Annotated in this window: 16 protein-coding genes; 14 read left to right on the forward strand and 2 right to left on the reverse strand. The window is 74.8% G+C overall.

Going from position 1 to position 18,020, the window contains the following annotated elements; translation table 11 throughout:
* Nucleotides 1-3 precede the first annotated feature (3 nt).
* Nucleotides 4-1,224: an amino acid ABC transporter substrate-binding protein gene (locus LC193_RS06965; RefSeq protein ID WP_226072595.1), complete on the reverse strand. Its 1,221-nt coding sequence runs from the start codon at nucleotides 1,222-1,224 to the stop codon at nucleotides 4-6.
* 147 nt (nucleotides 1,225-1,371) lie between these two features.
* On the opposite strand from LC193_RS06965, the gene LC193_RS06970 reads away from it, so the two are divergent.
* Nucleotides 1,372-2,430 carry a LacI family DNA-binding transcriptional regulator gene (locus tag LC193_RS06970; RefSeq protein WP_226072596.1) on the forward strand — a complete coding sequence of 353 codons (1,059 nt, stop codon included), beginning with the start codon at nucleotides 1,372-1,374 and terminating at the stop codon, nucleotides 2,428-2,430.
* 41 nt (nucleotides 2,431-2,471) lie between these two features.
* Here the strand turns inward: LC193_RS06970 and LC193_RS06975 are convergent, their stop codons facing one another.
* On the reverse strand, nucleotides 2,472-3,605 hold the full coding sequence (locus LC193_RS06975; protein ID WP_226072597.1) for a helix-turn-helix domain-containing protein: 1,134 nt from the start codon (nucleotides 3,603-3,605) through the stop codon (nucleotides 2,472-2,474).
* A gap of 227 nt (nucleotides 3,606-3,832) precedes the next feature.
* Here LC193_RS06975 and LC193_RS06980 point away from each other — a divergent pair, with 227 nt between their 5' ends.
* The 13 genes from LC193_RS06980 to griI all read left to right on the forward strand — a co-directional run bounded on the left by LC193_RS06980 (nucleotide 3,833) and on the right by griI (nucleotide 17,976).
* On the forward strand, nucleotides 3,833-4,453 hold the full coding sequence (locus LC193_RS06980; RefSeq protein ID WP_226072598.1) for an NADPH-dependent F420 reductase: 621 nt from the start codon (nucleotides 3,833-3,835) through the stop codon (nucleotides 4,451-4,453).
* A gap of 122 nt (nucleotides 4,454-4,575) precedes the next feature.
* Nucleotides 4,576-7,107 (forward strand): BTAD domain-containing putative transcriptional regulator, encoded by a 2,532-nt coding sequence (locus LC193_RS06985; protein WP_226072600.1) that lies wholly within the window; start codon nucleotides 4,576-4,578, stop codon nucleotides 7,105-7,107.
* 70 nt (nucleotides 7,108-7,177) lie between these two features.
* Nucleotides 7,178-8,548 (forward strand): MFS transporter, encoded by a 1,371-nt coding sequence (locus LC193_RS06990; protein WP_226072602.1) that lies wholly within the window; start codon nucleotides 7,178-7,180, stop codon nucleotides 8,546-8,548.
* A 289-nt stretch (nucleotides 8,549-8,837) separates the two neighbouring features.
* A complete protein-coding gene (locus LC193_RS06995) occupies nucleotides 8,838-9,047 on the forward strand; it encodes a hypothetical protein (RefSeq protein WP_226072604.1) in 210 nt (69 codons plus the stop codon).
* Between the two features lie 502 nt (nucleotides 9,048-9,549).
* Nucleotides 9,550-9,957 carry a tyrosinase cofactor gene (locus tag LC193_RS07000; RefSeq protein WP_226072606.1) on the forward strand — a complete coding sequence of 136 codons (408 nt, stop codon included), beginning with the start codon at nucleotides 9,550-9,552 and terminating at the stop codon, nucleotides 9,955-9,957.
* Between the two features lie 60 nt (nucleotides 9,958-10,017).
* On the forward strand, nucleotides 10,018-10,938 hold the full coding sequence (gene griF / locus LC193_RS07005) for a grixazone synthase (RefSeq protein ID WP_226072607.1): 921 nt from the start codon (nucleotides 10,018-10,020) through the stop codon (nucleotides 10,936-10,938).
* Between the two features lie 135 nt (nucleotides 10,939-11,073).
* Nucleotides 11,074-12,048 carry an ABC transporter substrate-binding protein gene (locus LC193_RS07010; protein WP_226072608.1) on the forward strand — a complete coding sequence of 325 codons (975 nt, stop codon included), beginning with the start codon at nucleotides 11,074-11,076 and terminating at the stop codon, nucleotides 12,046-12,048.
* 43 nt (nucleotides 12,049-12,091) lie between these two features.
* Nucleotides 12,092-12,892 carry an ABC transporter permease gene (locus tag LC193_RS07015; RefSeq protein WP_226072609.1) on the forward strand — a complete coding sequence of 267 codons (801 nt, stop codon included), beginning with the start codon at nucleotides 12,092-12,094 and terminating at the stop codon, nucleotides 12,890-12,892.
* Nucleotides 12,889-13,842: an ABC transporter permease gene (locus LC193_RS07020; protein ID WP_226072610.1), complete on the forward strand. Its 954-nt coding sequence runs from the start codon at nucleotides 12,889-12,891 to the stop codon at nucleotides 13,840-13,842. Before LC193_RS07015 ends, LC193_RS07020 begins: the two co-directional genes overlap by 4 nt.
* A 1-nt stretch (nucleotide 13,843) precedes the next feature.
* Nucleotides 13,844-14,686 (forward strand): ABC transporter ATP-binding protein, encoded by an 843-nt coding sequence (locus LC193_RS07025; protein ID WP_226072611.1) that lies wholly within the window; start codon nucleotides 13,844-13,846, stop codon nucleotides 14,684-14,686.
* Nucleotides 14,683-15,513, forward strand: a complete 831-nt coding sequence (locus tag LC193_RS07030; RefSeq protein ID WP_226072612.1) for a creatininase family protein — start codon at nucleotides 14,683-14,685, stop codon at nucleotides 15,511-15,513. The genes LC193_RS07025 and LC193_RS07030 overlap by 4 nt, the downstream gene beginning before the upstream one ends.
* A gap of 334 nt (nucleotides 15,514-15,847) precedes the next feature.
* Nucleotides 15,848-17,131: an aspartate kinase gene (locus LC193_RS07035; protein WP_226072613.1), complete on the forward strand. Its 1,284-nt coding sequence runs from the start codon at nucleotides 15,848-15,850 to the stop codon at nucleotides 17,129-17,131.
* A gap of 14 nt (nucleotides 17,132-17,145) precedes the next feature.
* Complete coding sequence (griI, locus tag LC193_RS07040) at nucleotides 17,146-17,976, forward strand: 2-amino-4,5-dihydroxy-6-oxo-7-(phosphonooxy)heptanoate synthase (RefSeq protein WP_226072615.1); 831 nt, start codon at nucleotides 17,146-17,148, stop codon at nucleotides 17,974-17,976.
* Nucleotides 17,977-18,020 lie beyond the last annotated feature (44 nt).

Raw genomic sequence — 18,020 nt, forward strand, 5'->3', positions numbered from 1 at the left:
CGCTCACCACTCCGGCTTGGGGTGGACGAAGGGGGCTTCGGCGGTGTCCTCGGGCAGCACGATGCTGACCTCACCGTCGACGTACTGCTGGATCAGGTGGGCGCTCTGCGGGCGCCCCTTGTCGTCCCAGGAGAGGGGGCCGACGACCGTGTCGACCTCGTTGTCCCTGAGCCAGTCGACGAGCCGCTGCTGGCACTCGCCCTGCTCCGCGCAGCCCACCGCCTCGACGGCGGCGGCCACGACCTGCCCCGTGGTGTAGGCGTTGGCCTCGTCCTCGGCGGGCGGGCCGCCGAACATCTCCGTGTAGTGCTCGACGAACGCCACGTTCGAGGGCCAGTCCGCGTCGGGCGTGTAGCCGGTGGGGGCGATGATGCCCTCGGTGCGGTCGCCGATGGCGACGGGGAACTCGGGGTTGGTCGGCGCGGTGGAGAACGCGGCGATCTGCGGCTGGTAGTTGAGCTGCTGGAGGGCGACGATGAGGTTGACGGCGTCCTGGTACTGGGTGCCGCCGATCACCATGTCGGCCCCGGAGTCGTCGATCTTGGCGGCGATGCCGGCGAAGTCGGTGGTGTTCGGCGGGTAGGTCTCGTCGACGACGATCTCAAGGCCCGCTTCCGCGAGCCGGTCCCGCAGGCCGTGGGCGGTGCCCTGGGCGAACGGGTCGTCCATCGAGGCGACCGCGACGGTCCTGGGGCGCTGGCCCTCGGGCAGCGAGAGGATGTGGTCGGCGAGGTGGGCGTAGTGGTCCTGGGCGATGGCGGGTGCGGCGTAGAAGAGGTTTTCGAAGCCCTGCTCGAAGACCGCCTCCGCGGCGCCCGCGGGCTCGACGAAGAGCATGCCGTACTCCTCGGCCACGCGGGCGCTCGGCACCACGAGGCGGGTGGAGAACGGGCCGAAGACCAGGTCGACCTCGTAGTGGGCGATCAGCGCCTCGTAGTCCTGGACCACGCGGTCGGCGCTCGACTGGTCGTCCAGGACGCGGAGTTCGACCTCGCGGCCGAGCAGTCCGCCGTTCTCGTTGACGGCGGAGACCCATGCCTCGTAGCCGCGCTGCACGCCCTTGCCGGGCTCGGAGAAGTCGCCGGTCAGGGGCAGGGAGACGCCGATGACGATGGGATCGTCCGGGCCTCCGCCGCCGGAGCCGCCGGAGCAGGCGGTGAGGAGGAGAGCAGATGCGGACAGCGTGGCCGCGAGCGCGGTCGCGCGTCTTTTCCACTGGGACATGAGGTGGTACTCCCTGCTTCATTGCATTGGGACCTCATTGGCAGGCCGGCTGGTGCCCCCGTTGAGTAAGCGCTTTCGTAAGCGCTTGCGGTACCGTACTTGGGGCCCTTGGGCGTGGCAATAGTCATGACAGGAGCGATTTTTCGGATGTCGGATGACACGCACCGGGAGGGGCCGGCCGGGCCCGCGCGCCCGCCGCGACTGGTCGATGTGGCGCAGCGGGCGGGGGTGTCCCTGGCCACCGCGTCGCGCGCGCTGCGCGGCCGGGAGGGCGTCTCGCCCGAGCTGGCCGCACACGTGCGGTCCGTGGCCGCCGGCATGGGCTACGTGGCCAACCCGCACGCCACGACGCTGGCCGGCGGGGTGACCCGGGTGGCGGGCCTGATCGTCTACGAGATCGGCGATCCGTACTTCTCCGAGATCGCCAGCGGCGCGCTGCGGGTCGCGGGCGAGAACGGCTGGTCGGTGCAGATCTGCCACACGGAACGCGCGCCGCACGCCGAGCTCGCGCAGATCCGGCTGCTGCGCGCGCACCGGGTGGGCGCGATCGTCATGGCGGGTTCCGGCTACGTGGACCGGACCGACGAGGCGGGCGCGCACCGCGAGTTGCTCGACTTCCAGGACTCGGGCGGCCGGGTGGCCGTCATCGGCCGCCACCACCTGCGCTGCGACGCGGTGCTGCCGGACAACCGCGGGGGCGGGGAGGCGGTCGCCGGGCACCTGCTGGCGCTCGGGCACCGGCGGATCGCCATCGCGGCGGGCCCCGAGCACCTGACCACGGTCCAGGACCGGCTCGCCGGCGTCAGGCACGCGCTGGCGCTCGCCGGTTTAGGCGCCGCCGCGGTGCCCGTGGTGTCCGCCGACTTCACCCGGGAGGGCGGCCGGGACAGCGCGGAGCGCATCCTGCGCGACCACCCGGGCACGACCGCCGTCCTCGCGCTGAACGACACCATGGCGACCGGGGTGCTCTCGGTGCTGCGGGAGCGGGGCATCGACGTGCCGGGCCGGATGTCGGTGGCCGGGTTCGACGACGTGCAGGTGGCCCAGGACCTCGCGCCCGCGCTGACCACCGTCGCGCTGCCGATGGCCGACATGGGGGCGGCGGCGCTGCGGCTGGTGCTCGGGCCCGCTCCGGCCCGGCCGCGCCGCAGGACCACGGGGCACCGGCTCGTGGTGCGCGACTCCACCGGGCCTGCCCCCGAGTGACCGGCCGGGAACGGGTCCTGCGCCCGCGGGCGCAGGACCGGTCAGGACACGCGGGCGCGCACCATGTTGGCCTCGGCGGGCGGGGAGTAGTACTCGGTGAACAGCTTGCCGACCAGTTCGCCCCGGCTGCTGACCTGCACCTTCTCGAAGACGGCCTTGACGTGGTCGCGCACGGTGTGCGGCGACAGGTGCAGCTCCTGGGCGATCCTGCCGGTGGGCAGCCCGCGCGCGATGCACTGGGTCACCTCGATCTCCCGCTCCGTCAGTTCGAACGCGTCGACGATCAGAGGGACGATCTCCGAGGTCCGCGCCGGCTCGACGACCACGGCCGACGGTCCCGGCACGCCGTTGGCCTCGCGCAGGCACGAGGCGTGGCAGACCAGCCAGCGGCCCGCCCGGGTCCTCACCCGCACCCGGGCCTGGCCGTGGTCGCGTTCCTGCGAGATGGCACGGGCCTTCAGCGCCGTGGAGTGAACCCACGCCGGCACCTGGATGCCCAGGGCCGACGGCATGGTGGGGCCGGGCGGCAGGTCTTCCAGATACGCGCGCGCCTCGTCGTTGACCGAGAGCAGCGCCCCCGAGGCGTCGAACAGCATCAGCCCCGGGCCGCCGGGCGCGTCCGGCAGCGGATGGGCGACGGGGGGCTCGGCGAACGACCGCAGGGCCCTGGCGAGCGGGGAGAGCAGCCCGGCGATCAGCCGGGTCTCGTCCGCCCCGAAGGCGGGGCGGCCCCGGTTCCTGAACAGGCTGATGTGGCCGTGCGGCCGGCCGCCGATGCGCAGCACCGCCCGCAACTCGTCCCCGAATCCACGAGGTTTCATAAAATCCTGGTAAAGCGTGCTGCGGGCCGGAAGATCGCCGGTCGTCTGCCGTAATCCGGCGACGGGCAGCGGTGCCTGGGCCAGGTCGCGGTAGAGGTTGACGTTTTCCGTGAACAGCTCGCATTCCCAGTAGACCGCGCAGCCGCCCTCGTCGAGGTTCTCCGCGCGGATGGGCGCCGCCATCAATCCGGTCAAAGGATCGACCGCACGCCACACCGAGGCGTCGTACGGGAGAAGCTTTCGCAAGTGATCGGACGTCTCGGCGAACAGGGTGAGGGCATCGGGTGCCTTTGCCACGCGGGAGAGCAGGCGGGCCGTACCGCTCTCGTCTCGGAAGGCCGTGGAACTGGTCACTCATAGATCGTGACAGCGCCGGGCCTATTCGCCAACCCCCCAGTTGAGGGGGCATGCCGCACTTCCGCTCCCTGCCGGATGCGGGATGGCCGAGGGCGCCTCGGCGGGCAAGGGTTGCCCCTGCGAAGCGCGGCGTACGGGCTTTTTCGGTCACACGGCCCTCGGGTCCGGTAGAGGCGCCCGAGGGGGAACGCTACCTTTCTAGAGCTGTAGGAGTCAGCCAGGCCATGCGAATCGGAATCATAGGGGCGGGCGGCATGGGCGGAGCGATAGCCAGGCGGGCGGCCCTGGCAGGCGCGACGGTACTCCTCGCGGACCGTTCGGAGGAACGGGCCAGGCAGGCCGCGGAACGGGCGGTACCCGGCGCGCCCGGCACGGTCAGGGCCGTGCCCGTTTCGGCCGCGCTGCGCCCGCGGTTGATCGTGCTGGCGCTGGGCTGGCACGAAGGGCTCGGCCTGGTCGAGAGCCGGGGCCCCGCGCTGGCCGACAGGACGCTGGTGGACGTGAGCGTGCCGACAGGACCCGACGCCGTGGCCGGCGGCGTGCGCCGGCTGGCCGACACGGCGCCCGCGGCCCGCTGGGTCAAGGCGTTCGCCACCACGGACGCCTGCGCCCTCTTCAGCGGCGTGGTCGACCGGCAGCCGGTCGACGTGTTCGTGGCCTCGGACGACGACCAGGCCAAGGTCTCCGTCATCGAGCTCGTCGACCGTTCCGGCTTGCGCGCACTCGACGCCGGAGGGCTCGACAACGCCCGCGGTCTGGAGGAAATGGCCCGCGTGGGCCAGCAATTGCGAGAACGCCTGCTGATCAACGGGGGCTGGGCGTTCCGCTTCCTTCCCGGCTGGTGAGAATGCCCGCAGCGGCAAGAGAATAGAAGCGGGAAGCAGGGAACGGGAAACGGGGGCCCGCCACTGGTGTTGCGCCCCCCGGTAAAAGCAGACCTCATTCATGCTCGACCCGAGGGGACTTCATGGTTCAGCAGTTCTCCTTCCGGATTCTCGGTCCGCTCATCGCGCACGGCACGGGCGGACAGATAAAATTGAGCGGCGACCGGCAGCGAATACTGCTGACGATGCTGCTGATCGACGCCAACCGCATCATCGAGGCGGACCGCCTGCTGCGTGCGATCTGGGACGATGCGCCGCCCGCGACCGCGCGCAGCCAGCTGCGGATCTGCGTGTCCTCGTTGCGGAGGCAATTCACCGGAGGTGGCGTCGCCGCCACCATAGAAACGCACAAGTCCGGCTATGAGATCAAGGTCGCGGAAAGCGAGGTGGACCTGCATGTGTTCCTGTCCCTGGTCGCCCGGGCGCGCGCGGCGGCCGACGCCGGCCCGAGTGAGGAGACGGTGCGCGCCTTCCAGCACGCGCTGGGTCTGTGGCGCGGCCCGATCGGCGCCGGGCTCGACAGTGCGTTACTGGAAACGGTGGCGCTGAAGTTCCACGAGGACCGCTACGCCGCCCTTGAGGACCGCTTCGAACTGGAACTGCAACTCGGCAGGCACCGGCGGATCCTGGGGGACCTCACCCACCACGTGGCGGAGAACCCGTTCCGCGAGACGCTGGCGGCGCAGCTGATGATCGCCCTGTTCCGCTCCGGCCGCACCGCCGAGGCCCTGTCGCTGTACCGGCAGACCCGCCGGCGTTTCTCCGACGAGCTGGGCATCGAGCCGGGCGAGCGGCTGCGCACCATAGAACAGCGCATACTCGGCGGCGAGGTGGACTGCGACCTGTCGTCCCGGCCGGTGGGCGCCGTGCCGGGGCACGGCGCCGGGCAGCGGCCTGAGGCCGGGCCCGCGCGGCAGCCGCACGGCGCCGGCGCCCCGGCCGCCCAGGACCGGATCGCGTCGCTCGAAGCGGAGATCGCGGTCCTGCGCGAGGCGTACACGCGGCTCGCCGACGGCGCCGGCGGCCGAAGACCGTCGCCGTTCGCCGCCTCGGGGCTCCACGCGCTCGTACCCGCTCCCTGGCGCCCGGTCCGCCTCTCCCCCTCGGTTGAGGGGGAGGGGGCGGGCCACCTACCTCGATTACGGGGGGTGGGTCCTGGCGCCCGCCCGCAGCAGACTCCTGACCAGCGCCGGACGCGTGTGACAAGGGGCTCGTCCGGCCCCGGCAGGAAGGAACGAACGATGGCGGAGCAGCCCCAGGCACCCGCCGCGTCGCGCGAGACGCTCGACCGGCTCATCACTCAGGTGCGCGGCGAGGTCTTCACCCCGGGCGACGCCGAGTACGAGGCCGAGCTGTCCGGCTTCAACCTCATCGCCCGGCACAGGCCCGACGTGGTGGTGCAGGCCGTGACGGAGGCCGACGTGCAGGCGGCCGTGCGGTTCGCGGCGGCGCTCGACCTGCCCGTCGGAGTGCAGGCGACCGGGCACGGCATCGCCGCCCCGGCCGACGGCGGTGTGCTGATCAGCACGCGGCGCATGAACGCGGTGCGTGTCGACGCGCGTAACCGCACCGCGCGGGTGGAGGCCGGTGCGCGCTGGCACCAGGTCATCGCCGCCGCGGCCAAGCACGGGCTCGCGCCGCTCAACGGCTCGTCGCACCTGGTGGGCGTCGTCGGGTACACGCTGGGCGGCGGCCTCGGCCCCCTGGGCCGCCAGTACGGCTACGCGGCCGACCACGTCGTCCGCATACGCCTGGTCACCGCCGACGGAGCGCTCAGGGACGTCACCGCTGAGCAGCACGGCGACCTGTTCTGGGGACTGCGCGGCGGCAAGGGGAGCCTCGGCGTCGTCACCGCCATGGAGTTCGGGCTCATGCCCGTCGCCCGGCTCTACGGCGGCGGCATCTACTTCCCCGGCGACCTGTCGGGGCCGCTGCTGCGCACCTGGCGCCGCTGGACGGCCGGCGTGCCCGAGGCCATGACGTCGTCGGTGGCGCTGCTGCGACTGCCCGACCTGCCCGCCATACCCGCGTTCCTGCGCGACCGCCTCGTGGCGCACCTGCGCGTCGCGTACACCGGCTCGGACGCGGAGGGGGAGGAGCTGCTGCGCCCGCTGCGCGCCGTGGGGCCCGCGCTGCTCGACGCCGTCGGGCCCATGCCCTACACGGCCGTCGCCGACATACACCGCGACCCGACCGAGCCGCTGCCGTACCACGAACGCAACATCGTCCTGCGGGAGTTGGACGAGAGCGCGGTGGCGGGCCTGCTGGCGCTCGCGGGGCCGGAATCCGAGGGGGACGACCTGGTCGTGGAGCTGCGCCACCTCGGCGGCGCCCTGTCCCGCCCGGCCGCGGTGCCCAACGCCGTGGGCAGCCGCGACGGCGCGTTCGTCCTCTCCACGCTCTCCCTGCCCGGCTCCCCCGACCTGGTCCTGCGCGGGATGGCGCCCTGGGGCACCGGCCTGAGGTACCTCAACTTCCTCGCGGGCCCCGACACGGCCGACGCCGCGCGCGAATGCTTCCCCGAGGCCACCCGCGCCCGGCTCGCGGCCCTCAAGGCCGCCTACGACCCGCACGACATGTTCCGCCTGGGCCACGCCATCCGCCGCGACGGCTGACCACGACGCCGCACCCCTGCCCCCCGTCGACGAGCCACCGGAGGACCAACCGGTGGCGGAAGGACTACCCGTGTCCACACGTGAGACCCTGCCCCCCACCGCCGCCGCCCCGCCCGGCGCGCGGCCGATCAGCCCCCGGTCGGCCGGGCTGCGCTACGGCGCGCTGTTCGGCCCCGCCGTCTTCGGCGTCACCGCCGCCGGCGTCGCCCTGCCCGACGTGGCCAGCGCCCTGGACGCCACCCCGTCGGCCGTCGCGTGGGTGCTGACCGCGCACGCCCTCGCGCTCGGGGTCGGCACCGCCCTGTTCGGGCGCCTCGCCGACTCCCGCGGCCTGCGCACCTCGCTCCTGCTCGGCTCGCTGGTCCTGGCGGTGGGCGCGGCGGTGTGCCTGCTCGCGCCGAACCTCCCGGTGCTGGTGGCCGGCCGTTTCGTCCTGGCCGCCGGGTCCGGCGCGATGACCTCGGTCGCCGTCACGCTCTCCGCGTCCGTCGCCCCCGCAGACCGGCCGAAAGTGCTCGCCGGGTTCGGCGCCACCATGGCGGTCTTCTCCGCGAGCGCGACCCTGGCAGGCGGCGTGTTCACCGAGTGGGTGACCTGGCGGGTCGCCCTGATCCTGCCGGCGCTCTCCCTGCTCGCCGTCCCGCTGTGCCTGCGGCCCGCCGCGGCGCGCGCGGCCTCGGGCCGGCCGCTCGACCTGCCGGGCGCCGTCCTGCTCACGGTCGCGGCCTCCTCGTTCCTGCTGCTCATCCAGGCGTCCGCGCTCGACCTGTCGACCGCGCTCGTCGTGGGGCTCGCCGTCGTCCTGCCGGCCTCGATCGCCGCGCTGGTCGTGCGGGTGCGCGCGGTGCCCGCGTCGTTCGTCCCCCGGTGGCTGGTCACCGACAGCCTGTTCCTGCGCGCGGCGGGCACCGGCATCGGTGTGTACGCGGGGCTGTTCGCCGCGATGTACACCGTGCCGCAGATCCTCGTCGACGACCACGGGCTGAGCGTGCTCGCCGTCGGCCTGTGGCTGCTGCCGGGCGCCGTGGTGGGCGCGGTGCTCTCCCGGCTCGCCGGGCGGCTGCCCGTGACGAGCGGCGGCCCGGTGCTGATCGCCGCCATCGCCCTGGTGATGGCCGTGACCCTGGCCGTCTCGCTCGGTTCCGAGAACGCCGTCCTGCCCGTCGTCGGCGCCTCGCTCGGCTTCGCGGCCTTCGCCGCCACGCAGGTGGTGTCCACGGGGCTGATGGGCGCGCACGTCGAACCCGCCCTGCGCGGCGGGGCGACGGGCCTGCTCAACCTCGCGTTCTTCGTCGGCGGCGGCGTGGGCAGCGCCACCGCGGGCGCCCTGGCGAAGTCGGCCTCCCTGTACACCACGCTGGGCATCGTCGCGGGCTTCCCGCTGATCGCCGCCGCGCTCGCGCTGACCCTGACCCGGCGCGGCGCCCGGGCCGGCGGGTAGCACACCCGCGGTCTCCGGCGCGGTCCCGCGCCCCCGGCGGCCGGCCGTCGGGGGCGCCGGGCGGCGCCGGAGGCCGCGGTGCGCCGGCCGCCCCGCACGCCACGTCGCGGGGCGGCCGGCGCACCGCCGCGCGAGCCGCCCGACGGTCCGCGCCGCGCGCGCCGGGCAGGCCCGCCCCGGCGCGCTTCCGCACGCCCGCACGCCCGCGCGCCCTGAGGCGTCCGCGTTTCCTCGCCCCGCCTGTCCGGACATCCGGTATCAGCCCGAACCGTCCGTGCGAAGAATCGCGATGCCCCACCCCGCCGCCCGCCCCGGGCGCACCGCCCTGTTCGTCGGCCCGGGCGCCGACGTCCGCGGCACCGTGGCCCCGAGCGGCCGGGTCAACGGCGACGACGGCGACGACACGCTCATGCTCGCCGTGAACAACGGCGTCGTCTGCGGCGGCCCCGGCATGGACGCGTGCGTGGTGGCGAGCGGCACCCCCGCCGTCAACCGCTGAACGGCCCGCCGCGGAGGCGCGGGGCGGGCGGGCCCCGCCGCGCGCCTCCGCAGCGGGTGCGCGGGGTGCCCCGGCGCTCCCCGACCCACCGACCCGCCGACACCCGGATCCCCCGGTCGCGACCCGCGCCGGGGGATCCGGCGCGTCCACCGCCGCGTGCGCCGAAACGGCCGCGATACGGCGGCGATAGCCGACGGCCCGACGATGGGCGCAAGCGCCGCGTCCGGGCCGGGAACGGCGTCGTGGCACTGCTCGAAGGCCCGTCGCCGCCGCGCCCCGCGCGGCTGCCGGCCGACCGCGCCGCCCGCCCCGGGCCGCCGTTCCCGGGCCGCCGTGGCGGCTCCCCCGACCCCGGCCCCCGCGGCGCGCACGACGACAACTGCACGCAGTTCCTGCGAGAAAACAGGGCCTCGTGGCCGCCGGCCTGACCCGGCCGCCGCGTCCCGCTCCGCCCGGGCGCTGCCGCGCCCGGGCGTCCACCACGTCAGAAGGGTTGTCCGGCATGCGTTTGAACAGGCGAGAGATGGTGGCCGGCGTCGCCGGCACGGCGCTGGTGGCCGCCGCGGCGGCCACCCCGCTGGTGACAGGTTCTGGCGGCGGGGCGGACGCGCACGCCGCGCACGGCGGCGAGGGCGGCGCGGGCGCCGGGGACGCCGGGGAGTACGTCGAGACGTACCAGGGCCGCACCATTCGGGTGCTGCCCGAGGCCGCGGGCGGCGGCGTGCTCATCGACGACCGGCCGCTGCACCTGATGAAGTTCGGCGACGACGCGTACCTCAGCTCCATGTGCCACTACGAGATGGCGCCCTCCCCGCTGCACGCCGCCCGCCGGGCCGTGGAGGAGCTGCGCGGAGCGGCCCTCCTGCCGGCCGCGCACGGCTCGCACGGCACGCACGTGACGGTCGTCTGACGCCACCACCGCTCACCAGCCGCACGGACCCAGCCGCCACAGGAACCGAGGGGACCCCCCATGGTGCACATCCGCAAGAACCACCTGGACATGACCCGCGAGGAGAAGCGCCGCTTCGTGCACGCGGTACGCGAGATCAAGCGGCGCGGCATCTACGACAGATTCGTCGACCTGCACATACGCATCAACTCGCGCGACTACCTCGACAAGGAGACGGGGAAGCGGCTCGGCCACATCAACCCCGGCTTCCTGCCCTGGCACCGGCAGTACCTGATGCGCTTCGAGCGGGAGCTCCAGCGCGTCGACCCGCGCGTCACCCTCCCCTACTGGGACTGGACGGTCGACCACGGCGAGGACTCCCCGCTATGGGACGAGGAGTTCATGGGCGGCAACGGGCGTCCGGGCGACCGGCGGGTGATGACGGGGCCGTTCGCCCGGGACAACGGCTGGGTGCTCAACATCAGCGTGGTCCCGGTCGGCGAGGAGAACCCCGCGCTCAACGGCAACTACACGCACGACGACCGCGACTTCCTGGTGCGCGACATGGCCACCCTGACGGACTCGCTGCCGAGCCCGCAGGAGCTTGAGGACACGCTCGCGCTGCCGGTCTACGACTGCCCGCCGTGGAACCACACCTCGGGCGGCGAGCCGCCCTACGAGAGCTTCCGCAACCACCTGGAGGGGTACACCAAGTTCCCCTGGGAGACGAAGTTCGGCAAGCTGCACGGGGCCGGGCACCTGTGGGTGGGCGGCCACATGATGTACATCGGCTCGCCCAACGACCCGGTGTTCTTCCTCAACCACTGCATGATCGACCGCTGCTGGGCGCTGTGGCAGCAGCGGCACCCCGACGTGCCCCACTACCTGCCGCTGCACGACACCCCGGACGTGCCCGACCTGCACACCCCGCTCGGGCCCTGGCACACGCTGACGCCCGCCGACCTGATCGACCACACCCGGTGGTACCGCTACGACAGCTGACCACCGCCGCGGCGGGCCGCGACGGCTCCCCCCGGGCCGTCCGGCCCCCGCCCGGCGGGCGGCCGGGACCCCGGCCGCCCGCCGCCCCCCGCCCCGCCGTTCGCCGCCGCCGACCGGAGTCCCTGGAGCCGCCCCATGCCGTTCGCCCGCCGCGCCCGCGCGGTCGCCGCCCAGGCGGCCGTCACGGCCTTCCTGCTGAGCGTCACCGCCGCCTGCGGGCCCGGCGGGGGCGGGGACGGTTCAGGGCCCGACGACCTCGACCTCGGGGTGATCCCCATCATCGACGTGGCCCCCGTGCGGCTCGGCGTCGAGCAGGGGTTCTTCGCCGAGCAGGGCCTCGACCTCACCATGACCGAGTCGCAGGGCGGCGCCGCGATCGTGCCCGCGGTGACCAGCGGCAGCCTCCAGATCGGCTACTCCAACATCGTCAGCCTGCTCGTCGCCAGGAGCCAGGGCGTTCCGGTGCGCATGGTGTCGGTCGGCGCCCGGGCCTCGGCCGACGCGCTCGACGACGGCTCCGGGCAGCTGATGGCGGCCGACGAGGGCATCACCGACGTCGCGGACCTGCGCGGCCGGACGGTGGCCGTCAACACGCTGCTGGGGATCAACGAGGTCGCCGTCCGCACCGGCCTCGAACGCCACGGCCTGTCGGCCGACGACGTCTCCCTGGTCGAACTGCCCATCCCGAACATGCCCGCCGCCCTCGCCGCCGGCGACGTGGACGCGGCCATGCTCAGCGAGCCGTTCACCACGATCGCCGAGGCGGACGGCGCCCACGCGGTCCCGGTCAGCTACGCCGCCATGGGCGAGGGCCTGCCGATCGCGGGCTGGTTCACCTCCGAGTCCTTCGCCCGGGAGCACCCCGATGTGCTGGAACGGTTCACCACGGCGCTCGAACGGTCCCTGCGGTACGCCGAGGAGCACCCGGACGAGGCGCGGGCCGTGCTGGACAGCTACCTCGACCTGGCGGACGGCGTGAGCGCCGAGGTGACCCTGCCCGGCTGGGACCCGGCCACCGAGCCGGCCGAGATCGAGGACGTGGCCCGGCTGACGGCCGAGGCCGGGCTGATCGAGGACCTGGGCCCGCTGGACGGGCTCATCGCGCCGTAGGCGCCCTCGCGCGTGGGCCGCCGCACCGACCCGAAGGGCTGCCATGGCCTGGTACCAGCACCGCCGCACGCGCGCGGTGCCCGAGTCACTGCTCGGCCCCGCGGGCCTGCTGCTGGCCGCCGCGCTGGTCGAGGTGCTGCCGAGAGCCGGCCTCGTGCCGGCCGAGTACCTGCCGCCGTTGAGCGCGATGGCCGGCGCGCTCGCCGGCGAGGCGGGTGACGCGGCGTTCTGGCGGGCGCTGCGCGACACCCTGACGGGCTGGGGCGCGGGCCTGGCCCTCGCCACGGCGGCCGGGGTGCTGCTCGGCCTCGTGATCGGCCGGGCGGAGCCGCTGCGCCGGGCGACCGCGTCCACCATCGAGTTCCTGCGGCCGATCCCCTCGGTCGCGCTGGTGCCGCTCGCGGTCCTGCTGCACGGCACGGGCCCGCGCGCCACGCTGCTGCTCGTGGTCTACGCGGCGGTGTGGCCCGTCCTGCTCCAAGTGCTCGCGGGCGTGCGGGACGTGGACCCCGTGGCGCGCGACACGGCGGCCGTCTTCCGGCTCCCGACCCTGACCAGGCTGCGCCACCTGCTGTGGCCGACGCTGCTGCCGTACCTGATGACCGGGCTGCGCCTGGCCGCGTCCGTGGCCCTGATCCTGGCGGTGACCGCGCAGCTGGTCATCGGCTCCCCCGGGCTCGGCCGCGAGATCGCGCTGGCCCAGGCGGCGAACGCGGTGGAGCGCATGTACGCGCTGGTGATCGTGACGGGCCTGCTCGGCGTGTGCGTCAACGCGGGGGCGCGGGCGCTGGAGCGGCGGGTGCTGTTCTGGCACACCTCGGAGCGGACGGAGGCGGCGGCATGAGCCGGAACGCGCCCGTGCGCACGCGGGAGCGCGGGCGCTCCCGCGTGCGGGGCGGGGCGCGCACGGCGCTGCGGGCGGCGGCATCGGGCGCGGTGCGCCTGGCGTACGCCCTCGGCCTCCCTGCCGCGCTGCTCGCGCTGTGGTGGGCGCTCACCGCGCGCGGCGGCAGTTTCTACTACCCGCCGCTCGGCGACATCGCCGCCGCGTTCACCGACACCTGGCTGACCGGCGGGCGGCTCGCGCGGGACGTGGCGCCGAGCCTGGCCAGGCTCGCGGCCGGCTGGGCCGGCGCGGTGCTCCTCGGCGTGGGCCTGGGCCTGCTGCTTGGGCTGCGACCGAGGCTGCGGGCGCTGGCCGAGCCGCTGCTCGCCTTCTGCCGGGCCGTTCCGCCGCCGGTGCTGATCCCCGTCCTCATGCTGGTGGCCGGCATCGGCAACGGGATGAAGGTCGCGGTCATCGTCACCGGCGCGGTCTGGCCGGTGCTGCTCAACACGATCCAGGGCGTCAGGTCGCTCGACGAGGTGCTGTCCGACACCGCGCGCTGCTACGGGGTGACCGGGGCGGCGCGGCTGCGGCGCCTGGTGCTGCCCGCCGCCGCGCCCGCGATCGTCACCGGCATGCGGCAGGCGCTCTCCCTCGCGATCATCCTCATGGTGATCGGCGAGATGTTCGCCAGTTCGAGCGGACTCGGCTTCGCCATCGTCCAGTTCCAGCGCGGCTTCGCCATCCCCGAGATGTGGAGCGGCATCTTCCTGCTGGGTCTGGTCGGCTTCGGCCTCTCGCTGCTGTTCGGGCTGTTCGAGGCGCGCGCCCTCGGCTGGTACCACGGGCAGCGCGGCCTCGCCCGCGGCGCGGGGGGCGCGCGGCGGGCGGCACGGCCGCGGGAGCGGGCGGGCGGGGACACGCGGGCCGGGGACGCCGGCACCGCTTCGGCGAGGGACGAGGAGTGACATGACCACGCGTACACCCGGGGCGCGGGCCGCCGATGCCGTGGCGCCCGGCCGCCTCGACGTGGTGGGCCTGGCCAAGACCTACCGGGACCGGCGGCGGACGGTCGAGGCCGTCCGCGACCTGACGTTCACCGTCGAGGCGGGCCGGCTGGCCTGCGTCGTCGGGCCCTCGGGGGCGGGGAAGACCACGCTGCTGCGGTGCGTCGCCGGGCTGCTGGCGCCGACCTCGGGGACCGTCCGCATCGGCGGCGAGCCCGTGCAGGCGCCGCCGCCCGGCATGGCCGTCGTCTTCCAGGAGTACGCGCGCAGCCTCCTGCCGTGGCTGACGGTCGCGCGCAACGTCGAACTCCCGCTGCGCCACAAGAAGCTGCCGAGGGCCGAGCGGGAGCGCCTGGTGGCGCGTTCGCTCGCGGCCGTCGGGCTCGCGGACGCGTCGGCGGCCCACCCCTGGCAGCTCTCCGGCGGCATGCAGCAGCGGGTCGCCATCGCCCGCGCGCTCGCGTACGAGCCCGACGTGCTGCTGATGGACGAGCCGTTCGCCGCCGTCGACGCGCAGACCCGCGCCGACCTTGAGGACCTGACCCGCGCCCTGTGGCGGGAGCGCGGCATGACGGTGCTGTTCGTGACGCACGACATCGACGAGGCCGTCTACCTCGGGGAGCGGGTGCTGGTGCTGTCCGCGGCGCCGACCGTCGTCCTGCGCGTGATCGAGATCGATCTGCCCGAGGAGCGCGAGCAGTTGGCCACGCGCGCCCTGCCGCGGTTCGCCGAACTGCGGGCCGAGGTGTTCGGCCTGGTCAGGCAGGCCAAGACGTACCACGACGCGCCGGGCGCGCGGACGTGAACAGCGGCGCCGGTGACGACATCCTGCGCGGCACGCTCGCGGAGCTGACCTGGCCGGAGGTGGCGCGGGCCGCCCGCGAGGGGGCGGTACTGCTGTGGGCGTTCGGCGTGATCGAGCAGCACGGCCCGCACCTGCCGACGGGCACCGACGTCTACCTGCCGAGCGCCTGGCTGCGCGCGGTGCGGCGGCACCTGGCGGACCTGGGCGTGCCCGCGCTGATCGTGCCGCCCTACTACTGGGGCGTCAACGTCGTGTCGGCCGGCTTCCCCGCCTCGTGGAGCGTGCGGCCCGCGGTGATGACGGAGCTGATGGCGGACGTGTTCTCCGGGCTCGCGGGCGACGGGTTCCGGCACGTGTTCTGCTTCTCGGGGCACGGCGACGCGCTGCACAACCGCACGGTGCACGCCGGTGTCCTGATCGGCCGGGCGCGGCACGGGATCGACGCGACCTTCGTGGCCGAGCCCGACCTGGTGGCGCGGCTGCCGCTCGACCCCGCCGACCCGGCGGTGACCGTGCTGCCCGCGCCGCCGCCGCCCGCCGTCGCGTTCCCCGACCTGCACGCCGGCCGGGCCGAGACGTCGATGATGCTGGCCGACCGGCCAGGGCTCGTGCGCCCGGGGCACACCGGGCTGCCGCCCGTGGTGCTCGGTCCCGACGAGGTGGCCGCGTGGCGGCGCGGCCACCGGCACGCCCGCCGTATCGCCCCGGACGGCCATGTCGGCGATCCGGCCGCGGGCGATGCCGCCGAGGGCGCGGCGGCCACCGAGGACGCCGCCGAACGCGCCGCGCGCGCCGTGGCGGCGCGCCTGGGACGCGCGGGCCGCTGAGCCCGCGCGCCCCCTGCCCTCCCCGCCCCCGGGCCCAGGACGCCGGCCGTCCTGGGCCCGCGCCATGCGCGCGGCCGGCACCGCGCGCCCCTCCCGCGCCTTCCCGCACCTTCCCGCGTCTCCCCGCACCTTCCCGCGCCTTTCGCGCCCCCGCCGGGCCAGGTCGCCTCGCGGACGCCCCTTGGACGCCCCAGGGACGCCTCCCCGATGCCGCGGAACGCCCGGCGATGCGCGGCCAATGCGACCGCGGTGCGCGGCGAGAACGGTGCCGATACCGGCCTCCGTCACGCTCAGGGAGGCAGTGCGGACAGCCGGTGCGGGGAGCGGAGGCGGCATGAGGACGCTGGGAGCCCGGGGCGCGGGCGAGGTGGTGGTGCAGAAGTACGGCGGCAGTTCGCTGGCCACAGGCCACCAGCTCGAAGCCGTCGCACGGCGCGTCGCGGGCGCGGCGCGCGGCGGCCGGCCGGTGGTCACGGTGGTGTCCGCCCGCGGCGACACCACCGACGAGCTGATCGGTCTCGCGCGGGGCATCAACCCCGCTCCGCGCGGCCGTGAACTCGACCAGCTGCTGGCGACCGGCGAGACCGCGTCGGCCGCGCTGCTCGCGATGGCGCTCCAGCACATCGGGCAGCCGGCCACGGCCCTGACCGGCGCGCAGAGCGGCATCCTCGTCAACGGACCGCACGGGCTCGGCACGATCGTGGCGATCGACACCGAACGCGCCACGAGGCTGCTCGGCAAGGGCGAGGTCGTCGTGGTCGCCGGTTTCCAGGGCATCACGGCCTCGGGCGACACCATCACCCTGGGCCGGGGCGGCTCCGACACCACCGCGGTGGCGCTCGCCGCCGAACTCGGCTCCCGGAGCTGCGAGATCTACACGGACGTCCCGGGCGTGCTCACCGCCGACCCGCGCGTCGTGCCGAACGCCCGGCTGCTGCCGGAGGTCGACATCGACGTCATGGCCGAGATGGCGTTCGCCGGGGCGCGCGTGATGCACGCGCGCGCCGTCGAACTCGCCGCCCTCTACGGCATCGACATCCTCGTCGGCGGCTCGACGGCCGCGCACGCGGGCACGCGCATCCATCACAGAGACGGGCAGGACATGCTGGAAGCCAGAGCCGCCGTCGTGGCGGTCGTACACGAAGCGGACGTGACACGGGTGACGTTCCGCAGCGCCGCCGGCCCGGAGGACCCGGCCCGCGCGGTGTTCGGAAGCCTCGCGGACGCGGCCATCCCGGCCGACATGGCCACCGTCACCAGCACACCTGACGGCGACGTGGCGGTGGGTCTCACCGTCGGCCGGGCGCACACCCGCGCGGTGCGCGAGTGCCTCGCCCCGCTCGCGGGGCCGGCCGGCGGCGTGGAGGTCGACGAGCACCTGGCCAAGGTGTCCATCGTCGGCAAGGGCCTGCTCAGCAGGCCGGAGTACGTCTCGCGCATGCTCAACTCCCTGGGCTCCGACGGCGTCGGCGCCCGCCTGCTCGCGGCGTCGCAGCTGCGGGTCTCGGTCACGGTGCCGAGCGGCGAATCGGGCCGCGCGGTACGGGTGCTGCACTCCGAGTTCGGCCTCGACGCCGGCACGGAGGCCGCACACCGCCACCTGTCCCACCAGCCCTGACCCCTGGACTCCTCATGACGGACAACACCTCTTTCGCCCGCCGGCTGCGGCTGCGGCGGCTGCACCACCACGACCCGGAGCGGCTGTTCATCGTGCCGCTCGACCACTCCGTCACCGACGGCCCGCTGACCCCGGCGGTGCGGCTCGACGCGCTGGTCGGCCAGCTCGCCGCGCACCACGTGGACGCCGTCGTCCTGCACAAGGGCGCGCTGCGGCACGTGGACTCCGAATGGTTCGCCAGCACCTCGCTGATCGTGCACCTGAGCGCGAGCACCGTGCACGCGCCCGACCCGGACGCCAAGTACCTGGTCGCGAGCGTCGAGGAGAGCCTGCGGGCGGGCGCGGACGCCGTCAGCGTGCACGTGAACCTCGGCTCGCGCGAGGAGCGGCGGCAGATCGCGGATTTCGCCGCCGTCTCGGAGGCGTGCGACCGGTGGAACGTGCCGCTGCTCGCGATGGTCTACCCGCGCGGCCCCGCGATCGAGGACCCGCGGTCGCCCGCGCTCGTCGCGCACGCCGTGCAACTGGCCGCCGACCTCGGCGCCGACCTGGTCAAGACGCCGTACGCGGGCTCGGTGACCGACATGGCCGCCATCACGTCGGCGGCCCCCATCCCGGTCGTGGTCGTCGGCGGCCCGCGCGACCACGACGAGTCGAGGACCCTGGCCTACGTGTCGGACGCCCTGCGCGGCGGCGCGGCCGGGGTCGCGATGGGGCGCAACGTCTTCCAGTCCCCCGATCCCGGCGCCATGGCCGACAAGCTCTCCGGCCTCATCCACCGGAAGGTCCCGCACCTGGGCCGCGCGGTGCGGGCCGGGCGCCCCGGGCAGGCCGTCCCGGTGTGAGCGCCGCACGGCCGCCCCGCCGACCCGCCCGCCGCCACCCAAGA

Origin of the sequence: Streptomyces marincola, from assembly GCF_020410765.1 — a bacterium.
Lineage (GTDB): Bacteria > Actinomycetota > Actinomycetes > Streptomycetales > Streptomycetaceae > Streptomyces > Streptomyces marincola.